The 17,281-nt window shown below is 73.4% G+C and carries 17 protein-coding genes and 3 pseudogenes; 15 read left to right on the top strand and 5 right to left on the bottom strand.

Going from position 1 to position 17,281, the window contains the following annotated elements; genetic code table 11:
* Window positions 1-123: 123 nt before the first annotated feature.
* Window positions 124-885, bottom strand: coding sequence for an SDR family oxidoreductase (locus CLT75_RS17370; RefSeq protein WP_135241582.1), 762 nt, complete (start codon window positions 883-885; stop codon window positions 124-126).
* Window positions 886-977: 92 nt separating this feature from the next.
* Here CLT75_RS17370 and CLT75_RS17365 point away from each other — a divergent pair, with 92 nt between their 5' ends.
* The 10 genes and pseudogenes from CLT75_RS17365 (at window position 978) to CLT75_RS17330 (ending at window position 9,455) form a co-directional block, all read left to right on the top strand.
* A complete protein-coding gene (locus CLT75_RS17365; RefSeq protein WP_013475524.1) occupies window positions 978-1,322 on the top strand; it encodes a histidine triad nucleotide-binding protein in 345 nt (114 codons plus the stop codon).
* Complete coding sequence (locus CLT75_RS17360) at window positions 1,319-2,695, top strand: serine hydrolase domain-containing protein (RefSeq protein WP_135241581.1); 1,377 nt, start codon at window positions 1,319-1,321, stop codon at window positions 2,693-2,695. The genes CLT75_RS17365 and CLT75_RS17360 overlap by 4 nt, the downstream gene beginning before the upstream one ends.
* Before the next feature lie 134 nt (window positions 2,696-2,829).
* Window positions 2,830-3,525 (top strand): annotated as a pseudogene (locus CLT75_RS33340) (PhoH family protein); the annotation flags it as partial.
* Window positions 3,514-4,326: pseudogene (locus CLT75_RS33335) on the top strand (LAGLIDADG family homing endonuclease); the annotation flags it as partial. The pseudogenes CLT75_RS33340 and CLT75_RS33335, both read left to right, overlap by 12 nt.
* A gap of 270 nt (window positions 4,327-4,596) precedes the next feature.
* Window positions 4,597-4,959 (top strand): annotated as a pseudogene (locus CLT75_RS33330) (PhoH family protein); the annotation flags it as partial.
* A gap of 39 nt (window positions 4,960-4,998) precedes the next feature.
* Window positions 4,999-5,472 (top strand): rRNA maturation RNase YbeY, encoded by a 474-nt coding sequence (gene ybeY, locus CLT75_RS17350; protein WP_135241579.1) that lies wholly within the window; start codon window positions 4,999-5,001, stop codon window positions 5,470-5,472.
* Window positions 5,448-6,857: a hemolysin family protein gene (locus CLT75_RS17345; protein WP_209310464.1), complete on the top strand. Its 1,410-nt coding sequence runs from the start codon at window positions 5,448-5,450 to the stop codon at window positions 6,855-6,857. The genes ybeY and CLT75_RS17345 overlap by 25 nt, the downstream gene beginning before the upstream one ends.
* Window positions 6,850-7,236, top strand: coding sequence for a cytidine deaminase (locus CLT75_RS17340; RefSeq protein ID WP_135241577.1), 387 nt, complete (start codon window positions 6,850-6,852; stop codon window positions 7,234-7,236). The genes CLT75_RS17345 and CLT75_RS17340 overlap by 8 nt, the downstream gene beginning before the upstream one ends.
* Window positions 7,233-8,129: a GTPase Era gene (era, locus tag CLT75_RS17335; protein WP_135241576.1), complete on the top strand. Its 897-nt coding sequence runs from the start codon at window positions 7,233-7,235 to the stop codon at window positions 8,127-8,129. The genes CLT75_RS17340 and era overlap by 4 nt, the downstream gene beginning before the upstream one ends.
* Window positions 8,130-8,279: 150 nt before the next feature.
* A complete protein-coding gene (locus tag CLT75_RS17330; RefSeq protein ID WP_135241575.1) occupies window positions 8,280-9,455 on the top strand; it encodes an acyltransferase family protein in 1,176 nt (391 codons plus the stop codon).
* Between the two features lie 22 nt (window positions 9,456-9,477).
* Here the strand turns inward: CLT75_RS17330 and CLT75_RS17325 are convergent, their stop codons facing one another.
* Complete coding sequence (locus tag CLT75_RS17325; RefSeq protein WP_486485207.1) at window positions 9,478-10,311, bottom strand: DUF4097 family beta strand repeat-containing protein; 834 nt, start codon at window positions 10,309-10,311, stop codon at window positions 9,478-9,480.
* Window positions 10,312-10,413: 102 nt separating this feature from the next.
* On the opposite strand from CLT75_RS17325, the gene recO reads away from it, so the two are divergent.
* From recO to CLT75_RS17305, 4 genes are all read left to right on the top strand, one after another.
* Complete coding sequence (recO, locus tag CLT75_RS17320) at window positions 10,414-11,286, top strand: DNA repair protein RecO (RefSeq protein ID WP_135241574.1); 873 nt, start codon at window positions 10,414-10,416, stop codon at window positions 11,284-11,286.
* Window positions 11,287-11,318: 32 nt separating this feature from the next.
* A complete protein-coding gene (locus tag CLT75_RS17315; RefSeq protein WP_030274649.1) occupies window positions 11,319-12,095 on the top strand; it encodes an isoprenyl transferase in 777 nt (258 codons plus the stop codon).
* Between the two features lie 68 nt (window positions 12,096-12,163).
* Window positions 12,164-12,349, top strand: a complete 186-nt coding sequence (locus CLT75_RS17310) for a hypothetical protein (protein ID WP_026268349.1) — start codon at window positions 12,164-12,166, stop codon at window positions 12,347-12,349.
* A gap of 147 nt (window positions 12,350-12,496) precedes the next feature.
* Window positions 12,497-12,721 carry a thioredoxin reductase gene (locus CLT75_RS17305; RefSeq protein ID WP_128138750.1) on the top strand — a complete coding sequence of 75 codons (225 nt, stop codon included), beginning with the start codon at window positions 12,497-12,499 and terminating at the stop codon, window positions 12,719-12,721.
* Window positions 12,722-12,736: 15 nt separating this feature from the next.
* On the opposite strand, the gene gndA is transcribed toward CLT75_RS17305, so the two are convergent.
* Window positions 12,737-14,179 (bottom strand): NADP-dependent phosphogluconate dehydrogenase, encoded by a 1,443-nt coding sequence (gene gndA / locus CLT75_RS17300; RefSeq protein ID WP_135241573.1) that lies wholly within the window; start codon window positions 14,177-14,179, stop codon window positions 12,737-12,739.
* A 344-nt stretch (window positions 14,180-14,523) separates the two neighbouring features.
* Between gndA and CLT75_RS17295 the strand changes: the two genes are divergently transcribed.
* Window positions 14,524-14,820: a hypothetical protein gene (locus CLT75_RS17295; RefSeq protein WP_135241572.1), complete on the top strand. Its 297-nt coding sequence runs from the start codon at window positions 14,524-14,526 to the stop codon at window positions 14,818-14,820.
* Between the two features lie 216 nt (window positions 14,821-15,036).
* Here CLT75_RS17295 and CLT75_RS17290 read toward each other — a convergent pair whose 3' ends face one another.
* Both CLT75_RS17290 and CLT75_RS17285 read right to left on the bottom strand, forming a co-directional pair.
* Window positions 15,037-15,837 (bottom strand): CbiQ family ECF transporter T component, encoded by an 801-nt coding sequence (locus tag CLT75_RS17290; RefSeq protein ID WP_135241571.1) that lies wholly within the window; start codon window positions 15,835-15,837, stop codon window positions 15,037-15,039.
* Window positions 15,834-17,267 (bottom strand): ABC transporter ATP-binding protein, encoded by a 1,434-nt coding sequence (locus CLT75_RS17285; protein ID WP_135241570.1) that lies wholly within the window; start codon window positions 17,265-17,267, stop codon window positions 15,834-15,836. The genes CLT75_RS17290 and CLT75_RS17285 overlap by 4 nt, the downstream gene beginning before the upstream one ends.
* Window positions 17,268-17,281: the final 14 nt, after the last annotated feature.

Genomic DNA, 17,281 nt, shown 5'->3' with positions numbered 1-17,281 from the left:
CCCCGCGCGCCGCGCCTCTCGCGCGCGATCTTGCAGTTAGGGCCCTCGCGGTGTCCCTTCAGCGCGATTTGTCAGGGCCAAGACTGCAAGATCGCGGAGTCGGGGGGTCGGGGGGAGGATGGGTCAGGAGCGGAGGTAGGAGGCGCCGTTCAGGTCGATGATGGTGCCTGCCGCCCACTCGGCCTCGGGGCTCGCCAGCCAGTGGACCGCCGCGGCGATCTCCTCCGGCCGGGCGACCCGGTGGAACGGGGACTGGGCGCGTACCGCCTCGCCCCGCTCGCTCTTCAGGTGCTCGTTCGTCATGTCGGTCTCGACGAAGCCGGGCGCCACGCACGCCACAGCGATGCCGTACGGCGCCAGGGCCACCGCCAGCGACTGGGCCATCGCGTTCATCCCGGCCTTGCTGGCCCCGTACGCCGGGTTGGCCGGCTCGCCCCGGAACGCGCCCCGGGACGAGACGTTGACGATCCGGCCCCCGCGTTCGCGCATGTGCTGCGCGGCGCACCAGGCGGCGTTCGCGGCGCCGACCAGGTTGGTGTCGAGCACCTCCCGCCACCGCGCCCGCCACTGTTCGTAGCTGCTCTCGAAGACCGGGTGCGGGGGATCGGCCGGCCCGAACACCCCGGCGTTGTTCACGAGTACGTCGAGGCCGCCGAGTCGCTGGGCCGCCTCGTCCACCATGGTCCGTACCGCGTCGGGGTCGGCCAGGTCGGCGCGGACCACGACGTGCCCGTCACCGGGCAGCTCGGCGCGCAGCCGCTCGGCCAGCTCGGCCGAGTCCCGGTGGTGGATCGCCACCCGGTCTCCACCTGCGGCGAACGCCCGCGCCACCGCCCGCCCGATGCCCCGCGAGGCCCCCGTCACCAGCACCGCCCGTCCCGACATGGCGGCCATCCTGCCGCACCGGGCCAGGCTGTTGAAAGGGCCCCTTCCCATACCGGAGGCGTTGAGCTGGGGCCCCTCCTTACACTGCTGCGATGGACTGCCTCTTCTGCCGGATCGTCGCCGGGGAGATTCCGGCCACCATCGTCCGCGAGACCGCCACCACCCTGGCCTTCCGGGACATCGACCCGAAGGCGCCCACGCACGTGCTGGTGATCCCCAAGGAGCACTACGCGGACGTGGCCACGCTGGCCCAGGGCGCGCCCGAGCTGGCCGGCGAGGTGCTCCAGACCGCCGCCGTGGTGGCGGAGGAGGAGGGCCTGACCGTGGACGGGTTCCGGCTGATGTTCAACACCGGCCCGTACGGCGGCCAGGAGGTCTTCCACGTGCACGCCCACCTGCTCGGTGGCGCGCCGCTCGGCCCGATGCTCTGCCGATGACCGACGTCTCCGACCGGCTCGCCCGGATGGTGCGCCAGGCGCAGGCCACCGGGCGGATCCCGGCGGTGTCGGCCGCCCTGCACCGGGCCGACCGGCCGCTCTGGACCTGCACCGTGGGCGACACCGGCAACGACACCCCGCTGGGGCCGGAGACGGTGTTCCGGATCGGCTCGGTCACCAAGACCTTCACCGCGGCGCTCGTCATGCAGTGCCGCGACGAGGGCCTGCTCGACCTGGACGACCCGATCGGGCGGCACCTCGACCTGCCCGCGCACGGCGACGCGACAGTACGCCGGCTGCTGTCACACACCGCCGGCCTGCAACGCGAGCCGCACGGCGACGTGTGGGACAGCCTGCGCGCCCCGGCCGTCGACGAGATGCTGGCCGACCTGGCCCGGGTCGAGCGGGTGCTGCCCACCAGCCGCCGCTTCCACTACTCCAACCTCGGCCTGGCGCTGCTCGGCGAGGCGGTCGCCCGGCTGCGCGGCGGCACCTGGGCCGAGGTGCTGGCCGACCGGGTGCTCGGCCCGCTCGGGCTGACCTCCACCGGCCCGCACCCGACCGAGCGCGCCGCGACCGGGTTCCTGGTCGACGCGTACTCCGACGAGGCCCACCCGGAACCACCCGCCGACTTCGGCGCGGTGGCCCCCGCCGCGCAGCTCTGGAGCACCGCGTCGGACATGGCCCGCTGGGCCGCGTTCCTGGCCGACCCGGCGGCGGTGGACCCGGACGGCGCGGTGCTCGCCGCGACGACTGTCGACGAGATGCGCTGGCCGCTCACCCCCACCGACGAGTCGGTCTGGTCGGCCGGCTTCGGGCTGGGGCTGATCCTGATCCCGCAGCCGGAGCGGGTGACCCACGTGGGCCACGACGGCGCGATGCCCGGATTCCTCGCCGCCGTGTACGGGCGGCGCGGCGGGCAGGGCACCGCCGGGGCGATGGGCGCCGCGGTGCTCGGCTCGTCCGGCACCGGCGTGGAGGTGTTCGACCTGTCACACCGGCTGCTGGCCGCCGCCGCCGAGCACGACCCGGCGGAGATCGAGCCGTGGCGTCCCGGCCCGCCCGCGCCGGACCACCTGCGCGGCGTGCTGGGCCGCTGGTGGGGCGAGGGCTTCGAGTACGTCTTCTCGTGGCACGACGGGACGCTGCGGGCGCGCGGCGCGGACGACCCGGCCGGGAAGCCGCCGGCGGTGTTCGCGCCGCTGCCGGACCGGCCGGACGTGTTCCGCACGGTCTCCGGCCGGGAGGTGGGGGAGCTGCTGCGGCTGACCCGCGACGAACGGGGCGTGGTGGTCCGGATGCACTGGGCGACCTACCGGTTCACCCGCACCCAGGAGACCTTCGACGGGTACGACTTCCGCGCCGGCGACTGACCGCCGGCCACCGGAAATGGGCGCGGTGCGTACGGTGCCGACCCGATACGATGGAGGTAACCGTACGCCGCGCCAGCAGGGCCCGGCGCCCGAGAAGCGGAGAGCAGGTGGCGCAGGGCCCGACGGCCCGACCTATGACCGGCACCCCACCTCCCGGCACGCCGCGTGTGCAGACCAGGATCACGGTCCCCGACCAGAAGATCATGGTGAACCTGCTCGGCGCGGGCGACGAGATCCTGCGGCTCGTCGAGCGCTCGATCGACAGTGACGTCCACGTCCGCGGCAACGAGATCACCATCACCGGCGCCCCCGCCGACAACGCCCTCGCCGAGCGCCTCTTCAGTGAGCTGCTCGAACTGATCGAGAAAGGCGAGACCCTGACCACAGACGCGGTACGGCGTACCGTCGGCATGCTCGAGCAGGGCGGCGCCGAGCGGCCCGCCGAGGTCCTGACGCTCAACATCCTCTCCCGGCGCGGTCGCACCATCCGTCCCAAGACGCTGGGGCAGAAGAAGTACGTCGACGCGATCGACGCCCACACCATCGTCTTCGGCATCGGCCCGGCGGGTACCGGCAAGACGTACCTGGCGATGGCGAAGGCCGTGCAGGCGCTCCAGGCCAAGCAGGTCAACCGGATCATCCTGACCCGGCCGGCGGTCGAGGCGGGGGAGCGGCTGGGCTTCCTGCCCGGCACCCTGAACGAGAAGATCGACCCCTACCTGCGCCCGCTCTACGACGCGCTGCACGACATGCTCGACCCGGAGACCATCCCGAAGCTGATGGCCGCCGGCACGATCGAGGTGGCGCCGCTGGCGTACATGCGCGGGCGGGCCCAGCCGTACGACGCCCGGGTGCTGACCCCGGAGGGCTTCCGGCCGTTCGGCTCGCTCCAGGTCGGTGACCTGGTCATCGGCTCGAACGGGACGCCCACACCGGTGATCGGCATCTACCCCCAGGGCCAGAAGCAGGTCTACCGGGTCACCACCCAGGACGGCGCGTCCACGCTCTGCTGCGGCGAGCACCTGTGGACCGTAGCCACGCCGGACGACAAGCGTCGCGGCCGGCGGCGCACGATCGAGACGCAGGAGATGATCGGCAAGGAGTGGCGAGGCCACACCCGTCGCTACGAACTCCCGCTCGTCGCGCCGGTGCAGATGGAGCCGCGGGCGGTTCCGCTCGACCCGTACGCGCTCGGGCTGCTGCTCGGCGACGGCACGATCTCGTCCCGCGCCACGCCGGCCTTCTGCACTGCCGATCCGGAGCTGGCGACCGCGCTGGAGGATGCGCTCGTCGACATCCAACTGGTTCGCAAGGGTGACTACGACTACGTCCTCCGGCACGTCAACGGGCACCGCGGCGGCGTGATCGTGGCGAACCCGGTGACGGTGGCCGTCCGCGAACTGGGGCTGGCCGGGGCCACCTCGGGCACGAAGTTCGTCCCCGAGGTCTACAAGAACAACAGCGTCGGCGTCCGGCTGGCGGTCCTGCAAGGGCTGCTGGACACCGACGGCGGGCCGGTCACCCAGGCCGGACGCACGTGCCGTGTGCAGTACTCGACCACGTCCCCCCGGTTGTGCGACGACGTGGTCCACCTGGTCGAGTCGCTCGGAGGGGTGGCCACGGCGCGGGTTCGTCCCGCCGAGGGACGCAAGCTCGGTCTGGCGAAAGGCCGGCCGGTTCCGTACCGGTCCGACGCCTACGTCGTGGAGATCCGGCTGCCCGCCGGTGTCGCGCCGTTCCGCCTGTCGCGCAAGCGCCGGCTCTACGACGAGCACGGCGGTGGCCGGCCGATGCGGTTCATCGACTCGATCACCCCGGCCGGGGTACGGGAGACGATGTGTATCCAGGTCGCGGCGGAGGACTCGCTCTACGTCACCGACGACTTCCTGGTGACCCACAACACCCTCAACGACGCGTTCATCATCCTGGACGAGGCGCAGAACACCACGCCCGAGCAGATGAAGATGTTCCTCACCCGGCTCGGCTTCGGCTCCAAGATCGTCGTCACCGGTGACGTCACCCAGGTGGACCTTCCCGGCGGGACGACCAGCGGCCTGCGGGTGGTCCGGGAGATCCTGAACAACGTCGAGGACGTGCACTTCGCCCAGCTCTCCAGCTCCGACGTGGTGCGCCACAAGCTGGTGGGCGACATCGTCGACGCGTACGCCCGCTGGGACGCCGAGCGGGAGAACCAGCAGGCGCAGAGCGTGCACGCCGTACCGGGGCGCACCGCCCAGGGCGGCCGGGCCGGCCGGCGCCGCTGACCCACCGGCGGAAGCCGTCACATCATCAGAGGAAGACAGTTGTCCATCGAGATCGCCAACGAGTCGGGTGTCGACGTCGACACCGACGCCGTGCTCGCCGTCGCGCGGCACGCCCTCGACGAGATGGGGGTCAACCCCCTCGCCGAGCTGTCCGTGCTGCTCGTCGACATCGAATACATGTCGGAGCTGAACCACCGCTGGATGGGTGGCGACGGCCCGACCGACGTCCTCGCCTTCCCCATGGACGAGGGCAGCGTCGACCACGGCCCGGGGGAGAGCAACCCGGCCGGCGGTGAGCCGGCCCTGCTCGGCGACATCGTGCTCTGCCCGGAGGTGGCGGCCAAGCAGGCCGCCGCGGCCGGGCACTCGGCCGCCGACGAGCTGCACCTGCTCACCGTGCACGGCGTGCTGCACCTGCTGGGCTACGACCACGCCGAGCCCGAGGAGGAGCGGGAGATGTTCGGTCTCCAGGCCCGGCTGCTGGCCAGCTGGCGGTCGACCCGGTCGCGGTGATGGACACCTTGGCGGCGGTCCGCACCCCCGCCGGTCTGCCTGATCTTCAACTCCTGGTCTTCGCCGCCGGGCTGGTGGTGCTCGCCGGCCTGATCGCGATGACCGAGGCGGCGCTCGCCGCGGTCTCGCCGGCCCGTGCCGCGGAACTGACCCGGGACGGTGCCCGCGGCGGGCGTGCCCTCCAGGCGGTCGCCGGTGACGTGGTCCGCCACCTGAACCTGCTGCTCCTGCTGCGTCTGCTGGCCGAGCTGACAGCCACCACGCTCGTCGCGCTGGTGGCCGTCGACACGTTCGGCGCGGGCTGGCGGGCGGCGCTGGTGACCGCGGGCGCGATGACGGTGGTGAGCTTCGTCGTGGTCGGTGTCGGCCCGCGCACGATCGGCCGTCAGCACGCGTACGCGGTCGGCCGCGCTGTCGCGCCGCTGGTGCGCTGGCTGGGCCGCGCGCTCAACCCGCTGGCGTCGCTGCTGATCCTGATCGGCAACGCGGTCACCCCCGGCAAGGGCTTCCGCGAGGGGCCCTTCGCGACCCAGGTGGAGCTGCGGGAGCTGGTCGACCTGGCCGAGCAGCGCGGTGTGGTGGAGCACGGCGAGCGTCAGATGATCCACTCGGTCTTCGCGCTCGGCGACACCATCGCCCGCGAGGTGATGGTGCCGCGTACCGAGATGGTGTGGATCGAGGAACGCAAGACGCTCGCGCAGGCGCTGGCGTTGTTCCTGCGCTCCGGTTTCTCCCGCATCCCGGTGATCGGCGAGAACGTCGACGACGTGCTCGGTGTGCTCTACCTCAAGGACCTGATCCGCCGGGTGCAGGGCGACCAGGGCGCCCGGCAGATGCCGGTGGCCGAGCTGATGCGCCCGGCCACGTTCGTGCCGGAGTCCAAGCCGGTGGACGACCTGCTCTCCGAGATGCAGGCGGCCCGCAACCACCTGGTCATCGTGGTCGACGAGTACGGCGGCACCGGCGGGCTGGTCACCATCGAGGACATCCTGGAGGAGATCGTCGGGGAGATCACCGACGAGTACGATGTCGAGCGCCCGCCGGTCGAGCACCTGCCTGACGGGGCCGTGCGGGTGACCGCGCGGCTGCCGGTGGAGAATCTGGGTGAGCTGTTCGACACCGAGCTGCCCACCGACGAGGTGGAGACGGTCGGTGGCCTGCTCGCCCAGGCGCTCGGCCGGGTGCCCATCCCGGGTGCCGAGGCCGAGGTGGCCGGCCTGCGGCTGGTGGCCGAGGGCACGACCGGCCGGCGCAACCGGATCGACACGGTTCTGGTGAGCCGGGTCGACCGGGGTGACGCGCCGGAGGGCACCAACCGCAGCGAGCCGCCCGATTCGCGTGGCGACAACAACCGTTCCGAGGAGAGGCAACCCGCCGATGCCTGAGTCACCCGCCGTACCGGCCGCCCTGCCCACCCCCGCCGACCCGGCCGAGCTGAGCGCCGAGGACGCCAAGCTCGTGATCCTGGCCCGGGGGGCGCGGAGCCGGGTGGCGGCCGTGGAGGGCGCCGCGGTCCGCGACCAGGACGGCCGGACGTACGCGGCGGCGAGCGTGGCGCTGCCGTCGCTGACCCTGACCGCGCTCCAGCTCGCGGTGGCCTCGGCGGTGGCGGCGGGCGCGAGCCGGCTGGAGGCCGCGGTGGTGGTGACCGAGGCGTCGACGCTGGACGGGGCCGGGCACGCCGCGGTGCGTGACCTGTCCGCCGACGCGCCGGTGCACGTGGCCGCGCCGGACGGCACCGTCCTCGGCACGGTGGTCGAGTGACAACGCCCGAGGCACGTCCCTACCGTGCCGGTTTCGCCTGTTTCGTCGGGCGGCCGAACGCGGGCAAGTCCACGCTCACCAACGCGATCGTCGGCACCAAGATCGCGATCACGTCGAACAAGCCGCAGACCACCCGGCACATCATCCGGGCGGTGCTGCACCGGCCGGAATCGCAACTCGTGCTTGTCGACACCCCGGGTCTGCACCGGCCTCGTACGCTGCTCGGCGAGCGCCTCAACGACCTGGTCCGGGAGACCTGGAGCGAGGTCGACGTGATCGGCCTGTGCGTGCCGGCGAACGAGCCGGTCGGCCGGGGCGACCGGTTCATCACCGGTGAGCTGGCCAGCCTCAAGGCAACGGTGCTGGCGGTGGTCACCAAGACCGACCTGGTCGACAAGAAGCGGCTGGCCGAGCAGTTGCTCGCGGTCAGTGAGCTGGGCGAGTTCGCCGACGTGGTGCCGGTCAGCGCGGTCTCCGGCCATCAGGTCGACACGCTCGTCGACGTGATGACCGGCTACCTTCCCGAGTCGCCGCAGCTCTACCCGGACGACATGCTCACCGACGACCCGGAGCAGGTGCTCGTGGCGGAGCTGGTCCGCGAGGCGGCGCTGGAGGGCGTACGCGACGAGCTGCCGCACTCCATCGCCGTGGTGGTCGAGGAGATGATCCCGGAGGGCAACCTCACCAAGATCTACGCCGACGTGTACGTGGAGCGCCCGAGCCAGAAGGCCATCGTCATCGGCCACCGGGGCAGCCGCCTCAAGCACGTGGGCACCACCGCCCGGCGGCAGATCGAGGAGTTGCTGGGCACGCGGGTCTACCTGGACCTGCACGTCCGCGTGGCGAAGGACTGGCAGCGCGACCCGAAGCAGTTGCGCAAGCTCGGCTTCTGACGGGCGGCCGGGGCAGGCCCGGCAGCGGATGATCAGGATCAGCCAGACCTATGGGACATCTCACTTTCCATAGGTGTTCTTGGCTGTTTCACAGTGTCCGGGAGCAGGGTAGGGACCATTGTCTCTGCCCCCGGACCCCGCCGTGAGCTGATGCGAAACCGCTATCTGGACCTGCTCCGCTTCCTGGCCATCCTGCGCGTCGTCACCTACCACGTCACCGGCTACGCCACGCTCACGCTGGTGTTCCCGGCGATGTCGGTGATGTTCGCCCTGGCCGGGTCGCTGATGGCGGCGTCACTCGACCGCAGCGGGGTACGCGCGGTCGGGCGCCGGCTGCGCCGCCTCCTGCCGTCGCTGTGGGTGGTCGCCGCGGTCTTCGTGCCGGCCATGCTGCTCACCGGACTGACGTTCAGCCCGAAGGTGCTGCTCTGGCTCTTCCCGATCAGCGACCCGCCGGCCAACTACTGGGGCGGGCTGGCGCTCAGCCCGATCTGGTACCTGCGGGACTACCTGTGGTTCGTCCTCGCCTCACCGTTCGTGCTCTGGCTGTTCCGCCGGGCGCCGCTGCCCACGCTCGCCGCCCCGTACCTGCTGCTCGTCGCGATCGAGGTGGGCGTCCTGGCGAACCCGCCGACGGTGCTGCGGGAGTTCGGCCTCTACTTCGGCGCCTGGCTGCTCGGCTTCGCCCACCACGACGGGATGCTGCGCCGGATGCGCAACCGGGTGCTGCTGCCGGTGGCCGCCGTGGTCGGCGCCGCCGGGCTGGCGTGGATCGTCACGCACCCGGGGCCGCGCGGATTCGACATCAACGACATCCCGCTGGGCAACGCGCTCTGGTCGGCCGCGTTCATCCTGGTGGCGATCGGCCGGGCGCCGGCCGGGGTGACCTGGGTCGACCGCGTGCCGGCGCTCGGCCGGGCGGTGACTGTGGTGAACCGGCGCGCGCTGACCATCTACCTCTGGCACATGCCGTTCGTGGTGCTCCTCACCCCGCTTGTCGGCCTGGTCGGCTGGTCGCCGCGCGACCCGGTGGGCCTGTGGCTGCGGGTGGGGCTGGTCTTCGCGCTCGTCGGCGTGGTGACGCTCATGGTCGGCTGGGTCGAGGACGTCGCCGCCCGGCGTACCCCCGAACTGGTCCCCGGCAAGCCGCGGCGGACCGTGGCCGACCGGGCGGCGGCCGCGCCGGCCAGCCCGGCCCCCGCCGGGGCGGAGGACGTGCTGGTGAGCGTCGGCGCCCGGGTGCCGGGCCCGCGCCGCCCGGTCGAGGACCCCGGCCGGGGAGACGGCGTCCCGGCGTCGCGGCGGGACGCGCCCGGCGGCGACTGAGCGACCACCGGGCGCGGCCCGCTCAACGGGTGCTGACCGTGACGTTGCCGCTGGTGGCGGACGCTTCGAGCGTCACCGACGCGGTCGGGTCGTCGGTGACGCGTACGTCGGTGTCGCCGGACGTCGCGGTGGCGCGCACCCGGTAGCGACCGGCCGGTACGGCGAGGTCGACGTCGCCGCTCGTGGCGTGCGCCCGGGCCGGAGCCGGCTGGTCCAGCTCGACGACGATGTTGCCGGAGGTGGTCTCCACGTCGACGGCGGAGGCGAGCCGGCGGGCCTCGATGTCGCCGGAGCGGGCCCGCAGCCGCACCGGAGCGGCCGCCTCGACGACCCGGATGTTGCCCGACGTGGTGGACGCGCGGACCTCGCCGGTGGCGCCCCTGATGGTCAGGTCGCCGGAGCTGAGCGTGAACTCGACGGTGCCCACGTCGGTGAGGTCCACGTTGCCCGAGCCGGTGCCGCCGCGGACCACCACGCCGGGCGGTGCGGTCACCTCCCAGGAGATGCTGCACCGGTGCCCGCAGTCGGTGGGCAGGACGAGTTCGTCGCCCTTGATCTCGTACCGGCTGGTCGGCTCGTCGCCCTGGTAGCGGACCACGCGCTTGACGCGTACCTGGTCGGCGGGGCCGTTGGCCCGCACCACGACGTCGCCGGCGCCGTCGTCGTCCACGGTGATCTTCGTGATCCTGGTCCGCTCGGTGTGGTCGTAGTCGAGCCGGCGGAACGAGAGGGTGTCACACCCGGCGAGGACGATGAGGGTGGTGGCCGCGGTGGCGGCCACCACACCACGTAGCCGGAAAGCGCCACGTAGCCGGAAAGCGCCACGTAGCCGGGGAGCGGTGCGGAGCGAAGCCATGGCCAGCACATTAGGTCCGGCCCGACGCCCGGCACATCGGGGATCGCCCGCCGGTCCACCCCGAGCCGACCCTGAGATCGCACCCGGAGGGAGAATGGCCTGATGGCCGGGTACCGCCGACAGCTCTACCGCGACGACGCGGTGGTGCTGCGTGTGCAGAAGCTGGGCGAGTCCGACCGCATCATCACGCTGTTCACCCGCCGGCACGGCCGGTTGCGCGCGGTGGCCCGAGGCGTGCGCCGCACCACGAGCCGGTTCGGCGCGCGGCTGGAGCCGTTCGGGCACGTCGACCTCCAGCTCGCCGGTGACCCCAAGGGCAACCAGGGCAGCTCGTTGCACACCGTCAGCCAGGTCGAGGCGATCGAGCTGTACGGCAAGCGGTTCCTCGGCGACTACCCCCGCTACACCGCGGCCAGCGCGATCGCCGAGACCGCCGAGCGGCTCACCCCGGTCGAGCGCGAGCCGTCGCTGCGGCTGTTCCAGCTCACCCTCGGCGCGATGAAGTCGCTCGCCCGGGGCGAGCACGCCACCACGCTGGTGCTCGACGCGTACCTGCTGCGCGGGATGGCGTTCGCCGGCTGGGCGCCGGCGCTCGCCGCCTGCGCCGTCTGCGGCGAGCCGGGCCGGCACCGCGCGTTCTCCGTACCGGCCGGCGGCGCCGTCTGCCCGGACTGCCGGCCCCCCGGCGCCGCCCACCCCGCGCCCGCCACGCTGGAGCTGATGTCCGCGCTGACCTCCGGCGACTGGGGGTACGCCGACGCCGCGGAGACCGGCGTACGCCGGGAGTGCAGCGGGCTGGTCGCGGCGCACCTCCAGTGGCATCTGGAGCGCGCGCTACGCTCGCTGCCGCTGGTCGACCGGGGTGCCCCGGCGGCCGGCGCGGTCCCGCCGCCCGGCGGCGCGGGGCCGGATGTGGTCCCGCCGCGCTCCGGCGCCGGGCCCGTCGCCGGTGTGAACAGGGAGATGACCGAGTGATCCGATCGACGAGGGCGACCCGCCGCGAGCCGGTGCCGCCGACCCCGCACCCCTCCGGCGCCCGTCCGCCGGCGCTGCCGCCCGCCGCGGTGCCCCGGCACGTCGCCATCGTGATGGACGGCAACGGCCGCTGGGCCAAGGAGCGCGGGCTGCCTCGCACCAAGGGGCACGAGCAGGGCGAGCACAGCCTGTTCGACGCCGTCGAGGGCGCGATCGAGATGGGGATCCCCTACCTGTCGGCGTACGCGTTCTCCACCGAGAACTGGCGGCGCTCGCCGGACGAGGTCCGCTTCCTGATGGGCTTCAACAGGGACGTCATCCGCCGCCGCCGCGACCAGCTCGTCGACCTGGGCGTCCGGGTGGTCTGGTCGGGCCGTGCCGGTCGGCTGTGGAAGAGCGTCATCTCCGAGTTGCAGACCGCCGAGGAGATGTCGCGCGGCAACTCGACGCTGACGCTGCAGTTCTGCGTCAACTACGGCGGCCAGGCGGAGATCGCCGACGCCGCCGCCGGGATCGCCCGCGACGTCGCGGCCGGCAGGCTCGACCCGGCCAAGGTGAACGAGAAGACGGTGGCGCGCTACCTCTACCACCCCGAGGTGCCCGAGGTCGACCTGTTCCTGCGCCCCTCCGGCGAGCAGCGCATCTCCAACTTCCTGCTCTGGCAGACCGCGTACGCCGAACTGGTCTACCTGGACACGCTCTGGCCCGACTTCGACCGCCGTCACCTCTGGTACGCCTGCGAGCTGTACGCCCAGCGCGACCGCCGCTTCGGCGGCGCCCTGCCCAACCCGGTCGCCCCGGGCGCCTGACGTCACGCTTACCGACGCGCCGCGCTGGGTACCGATACCGGTAGACAGCAAACGCGGAGGTGAACCACATGATTCAGAAGCGGATCGCGCAGTGGGCGGTCATGGCGGTCGCCGTGCCGCTGGCGGCGGCCGGCGCGCGCCGGCTCAGCCACACCCTGGAGGCCCGTCGTGGCCCGTCCGGGGTGAGCCGTCTGCTGACCAAGGGCGCCGACCTGATCCGGCCGCAGAAGGCCAAGCGTCGCCGGTTCTTCTGAACGCGATGTCCGGCCCTGGTGGCTGCGGCCGGTATCCGGCCCGAGCGTGACGCCCCGCATCCGGCTTTCCCGCCGGGCGCGGGGCGTTCCGCTCTACGATCGGCGCAGGGCGCGCCGCCGGGTGCGCGCCCGCCACGGGGGTGGAGGATGCGCGATCTCCGGTACGAGATGACTGCTGCCCTGGCCGCCGCCGACCTGGTGGAGCCGGCCCGCCGGGACGCCGTCGCCGCACTGTGCGCCGACGTCGCCCAGCGGTGGTGCGCCGACCTCGGGCACACCCCCGCCGTCCGCTCCGGTGAGATCGGCGAGCTGGCGGCGGGCGAGCCGGCCGCCGGCTGGGCGCCCGACCCGGACGGTCAGCGGGCCTGGTGACCCGTCCGGCCGGGCTCACGCCTCCACTTCGGAGCGGTCGCCCGCCCACAGCGTGTGGAACGAGCCGGCCCGGTCCACCCGGTGGTACGTGTGCGCGCCGAAGTCGTCCCGCAGCCCCTGGATCAGCGCGGCCGGCAGTCGCTGCGCCCGCAGCGCGTCGAAGTAGGCCAGCGACGACCCGAAGGCCGGGGCCGGTACGCCCGCCCGGGCCGCGTCGGCCACCACCCGTCGCCAGGCCGGTACGCCGGCGCTGACCCGCTTGGCGAACCAGGGCGCGACGAGCAGCGTCGACAGGTCCGGCTCCGCGTCGTACGCCTCCCGGATCCGGTCCAGGAAACCGGCCCGGATGATGCAGCCGCCCCGCCAGATGGTGGCCGTACCGCCCAGGTCGATGTCCCAGTCGTACTCCCGGCTGCCGGCCCGGATGTGGTCGAAGCCCTGCGCGTACGCGACGATCTTGCTGGCCAGCAGCGCGCGGCGCACGTCCTCGACGAACGTCTCCCGGTCGTCCACCTGCCACTTGTCGCCCGCGTCGGCGAACACCCGGCGGGCGGCCTCGCGCTGGTCGGCGTGCCCGGACAGCGACCGGGCGAACGTGGCCTCGGCGATGCCGGTGATCGGGATGCCGAGGTCGAGCGCGCTCTGCACGGTCCAGCGGCCGGTGCCCTTCTGCTCGGCCTGGTCGAGCACGATGTCCACGAACGCCTGGCCGGTCGCCGCGTCGGTGTGGCCGAGCACGTCGGCGGTGATCTCGATGAGGAACGACCCCAGCTCGCCGCCGTTCCACTCCCGGAAGATCTCCGCGATCTCCGCCGGGCTCGCCGACAGACCGGCCCGCAACAGGTCGTACGCCTCGGCGATGAGCTGCATGTCGGCGTACTCGATGCCGTTGTGCACCATCTTCACGAAGTGGCCCGCGCCGTCCGGCCCGATGTGCCGGCAGCAGGGCTCACCGTCCACCTGCGCGGCGATCTTCTCGAAGATCGGCCCCAGCTTGCGGTACGACTCGGCCGACCCGCCCGGCATGATGCTCGGGCCGAGCAGCGCGCCCTCCTCGCCGCCGGACACGCCGGTGCCGACGAAGTGCAGCCCGTGCTCGCGCAGCGCCTCCTCCCGGCGGCGGGTGTCGGCGAAGTGCGCGTTGCCGCAGTCGACGACGATGTCGCCCTCCTCCAGCAGCGGGACCAGCTCGTCGATCACCGCGTCGGTCGGCGCGCCGGCCTTCACCATCACGATCACCGCGCGGGGCCGCTCCAGCGAGCCGACGAAGTCCGCGAGCGACTCCGACGGCACGAACGTGCCCTCGTCGCCGTGCTCCGCGACCAGGCTGCGGGTACGTTCCGGCGACCGGTTGTGCACCGCCACGGCGAAGCCGTTGCGGGCCAGGTTCCGGGCCAGGTTGCGGCCCATCACCGCCAGACCGGTGACCCCGATCTGCGCCGTCGCCTGCTCTGCCATGCGTACCGCCACCTCTCGTTCGTGCTGCCGTGCTGCGACCGTATCGCGGTCGCCGGGGGAGCGGGCGGGGACGTCGACAGGGCGTGACCGGCGGGTGGCCGTGCGTCTTGCGCGGTAATTCGGATGCGGGGCGCCCCGCGGCGGGTTAGCGTTACGGCATGCGTAAGTGACGCCCCACCTCCGAGCCCGGTCCACCGCCTTCAGTGCCGTGGACCCGTCCTGCTCCGGGCGTCCGCATCCCTTCCCCGCCACCGTCGGTCGCGGTGTCTGTCGTGATCGGAACGCACCGGAGCCCTCGCTCGGCGCGTCCCGGTCGGCGCGCCCGCACGACAGGAGGCCCGCGAATGCCCGCGAAGCGCAATCCGAAGAAGTCCCGCAAGCAGTCCTCGCCGCAGGTGACCGCGCCGAACCTCGACGCGCTCACGGTGACGCCACCCGCGGTGGTGCTCCCCACGGAGCCGTCGGCGTCCGCCGCGTCCCCGGACACGGTGTCGCCCTCGGATTCTCTGGAGATCCCGGTCCTGCCGGGCGCGTCCGCGACGCCGCCCAGATCCGGCCCGCCGTCAGGGCGGCAGGCCCGGGTCACCGGGCGCAGCCAGCGCGCCGGCCAGACCCGGTTCTACGCCTTCCGCCGTAGCTGACAGACAGCCCCGCCACCGGGCAGGCCCCCCATCCGGGGCCTGCCCGGCCGTCCCCGAAGATCTTGGAAGATTCCGGCCCTCATAAGGGTCATTCCGTACCAAGATCTCGCCCGATCCTGGTTGATCATGAGGTTGGCGGCGGCAAAACGGGCAACCGGTGCCGTCAACTTCATGATCAACGGGGCGGGGGAGGGGGGAGGGGGGAGGGGGCGTGGGTCAGCCGATCAAGGGGCGGAAGGTGCCCAGGGCGATGCTTGCGGCCAGGGCGCCGCCTGCCAGCAGGGCGGCGCCCGCTACGAGCAGGGCGTCGGCGCGGGTGAAGCGCTGCGGGCGGGCCACGGTGCGTGGCGTACCCGCGTCGAAGCCCCGCGCGTCCATCGCCACCGCCAGCCGGGTACCCCGCCGGATCGCGCCCACCAGCAGCGTGAACGCGGTGGACGCGAACAGCCGCAGCTTCGCCACCGGGTTGCGGCCGGCGTCCACGCCGCGGGCCCGGCGGGCCATGCTGATCATCCGCCACTCCTGTTCCAGCAGCGGCACCATCCGGAACGCGGCGAGCGCCCCGATGGCGAACCGGGCGGGCGTCTTCGCGTTCTGGATCAGCGCGTCGGCCAGGTCCGTCGGGTCGGTGGTGGCGAACACGACGATGCCGGGCAGCGCCACGGCGAGCATCCGCAGCACCAGGCCCAGCGCCGTGACGAGGACGCCCTCGGTCACCAGGACCGGGCCGGCCTCCACCAGGACCCGGCCGGAGCGGTCGGCCGCGAAGAGCACCAGCGTGATCAGGATGCCGACGGCGCCGGCGAGCAGCGGCCAGGCCCGGCGGGCCAGCACCCGGTAGCGGACACCGAACAGCGGCAGCACCGCGAGTTCGACGGCGATCGCGATGGCCGGTGCGACCGGGTCGAGCGTCGCCACCAGGATCAGGGTGAAGACCAGCGCGGCGGCCAGCTTCGCCACCGGGTTGCGCCGGGCCAGCGGAGCGCCGGGCGCGGCGACCGGTTCGAGGCCGATCACGTGACCACCCCGTCGGGGGCGCGGCGCAGGGTGAGTGTCCGGTCGGCCAGCGCGGCGACGAAGTCCTCGTCGTGGGTCACCGTGACCACGCCGTGCCCGGCGTCGCGCAGCTCGGCGAGCAGGTCGACCAGCTCCAGCCAGGTCCGCCGGTCCTGGCCGAACGTGGGCTCGTCGCAGATCAGCAGGCGGGGCGCGGTGGCCAGGGCCGTCGCCACGCTCAGCCGCCGCGCCTCCCCACCCGAGAGGGTGTACGGGTTGGCGCCGGCCAGCCGGTCCAGCCGCAACCGGTGCAGCAGCTCGTCGACGGTGGCGGTGACCGCCGACTCGGGCCGGCCGGTGCGGCGCGGGCCGAGCGCCAGCTCGTCGCGGACCGTGGCGGTGACGAACTGGTGTTCCGGGTCCTGGAACACCGAACCGATCCGGCGTACCAGCGCTGGCGCCCGCCAGCGGTGCGGGGGAGTACGCGCGTCCCGCCCGGCGAGTTCCGCCGACGCGGTGACGGCGCCCGTGCCGGGCTTCAGCAGGCCGCCCAGGAGCAGCGCCAGTGTGGACTTGCCGGCCCCGTTGGGGCCGAGGACGGCGAGCGCCTCGCCGGCGCGTACCCGAAGATCGGTGGGGTTGAGTCGCGGCGGCAGGCCGAGCCGCTCCGCGGAGAGCAGCACGTCGCCGGGCGGCGTGGTGGCGTGCCGGGGTGGCGCGACGTGGCCGGGTACCCAGACCCCGGCGGCGGCCAGCGCGTCGCCGTGCGCGGCGAAGACCGCGTCGGGCGGCCCGTCGGCGCGTACCCCGCCGCCGGGTTCCAGCACCACGACGCGGTCGACCAGCGGCAGCGCCTCGGTGACCCGGTGCTCGACCAGGACCATCGTGGTGTCCGGGTCGAGCGCGTTCGCGACGGCCCGGCGGATCAGGGTGGCGCCGGCCGGGTCGAGGTTGGCGGTGGGCTCGTCGAGCAGCAGCAGCCCGGGGCGCAGCGCGAGCGTGCCGGCCAGCGCCAGCCGCTGCTGCTCGCCGCCGCTGAGCGCGGCGGTGGGGCGGTCCCTGTCGTACGGGAAGCCGGCCCGCTGCAGCGCCTCGTCGACGCGGGGCCAGATCTCCCCGGCGGGTACGCCACGGTTCTCCAGCCCGAACGCCACGTCGTCGCCGGAGCGGGCCATGACGAGCTGGGACTCCGGATCCTGGAAGACGATGCCGACGCGCTCGCGGGCCTTGCGCGGGTCCAGCCCGTCGATCTCGACGGTGCCCTCCTGCTCGCCGGAGTCCTCCGGCAGCAGCCCGGCCAGCGCCGCAAGCAGCGTGCTCTTACCGGCGCCGGAGGGTCCGAGCAGCAGCACCCGCTCGCCGCTCTCCACGCGCAGATCCACCCCGCGCAGAGCCCAGCGTTTCCGTCCCCCGTGCCGCCACCCGAACCCCCGCAGCACCACAGCGCTCACCGCCCACCCACCCC

It is taken from the genome of Micromonospora sp. CNZ285, assembly GCF_004637285.1.
The sequence above is the reverse complement of the archived record's forward strand: the minus strand, read 5'-3'. Positions and strand labels throughout refer to the sequence as shown.

Bases quoted from the DNA above. Each gene is read 5' to 3' on its own strand.
- CLT75_RS17330 (WP_135241575.1), top strand. From the start codon at position 8,280: ATGCGAAACCGCTATCTGGACCTGCTCCGCTTCCTGGCCATCCTGCGC.
- CLT75_RS17295 (WP_135241572.1), top strand. From the start codon at position 14,524: ATGCCCGCGAAGCGCAATCCGAAGAAGTCCCGCAAGCAGTCCTCGCCG.
- CLT75_RS17305 (WP_128138750.1), top strand. From the start codon at position 12,497: ATGCGCGATCTCCGGTACGAGATGACTGCTGCCCTGGCCGCCGCCGAC.
- CLT75_RS17360 (WP_135241581.1), top strand. From the start codon at position 1,319: ATGACCGACGTCTCCGACCGGCTCGCCCGGATGGTGCGCCAGGCGCAG.
- CLT75_RS17365 (WP_013475524.1), top strand. From the start codon at position 978: ATGGACTGCCTCTTCTGCCGGATCGTCGCCGGGGAGATTCCGGCCACC.
- recO (WP_135241574.1), top strand. From the start codon at position 10,414: ATGGCCGGGTACCGCCGACAGCTCTACCGCGACGACGCGGTGGTGCTG.
- CLT75_RS17340 (WP_135241577.1), top strand. From the start codon at position 6,850: ATGCCTGAGTCACCCGCCGTACCGGCCGCCCTGCCCACCCCCGCCGAC.
- CLT75_RS17370 (WP_135241582.1), bottom strand. From the start codon at position 885: ATGTCGGGACGGGCGGTGCTGGTGACGGGGGCCTCGCGGGGCATCGGG.
- gndA (WP_135241573.1), bottom strand. From the start codon at position 14,179: ATGGCAGAGCAGGCGACGGCGCAGATCGGGGTCACCGGTCTGGCGGTG.
- CLT75_RS17310 (WP_026268349.1), top strand. From the start codon at position 12,164: ATGATTCAGAAGCGGATCGCGCAGTGGGCGGTCATGGCGGTCGCCGTG.
- CLT75_RS17325 (WP_486485207.1), bottom strand. From the start codon at position 10,311: ATGGCTTCGCTCCGCACCGCTCCCCGGCTACGTGGCGCTTTCCGGCTA.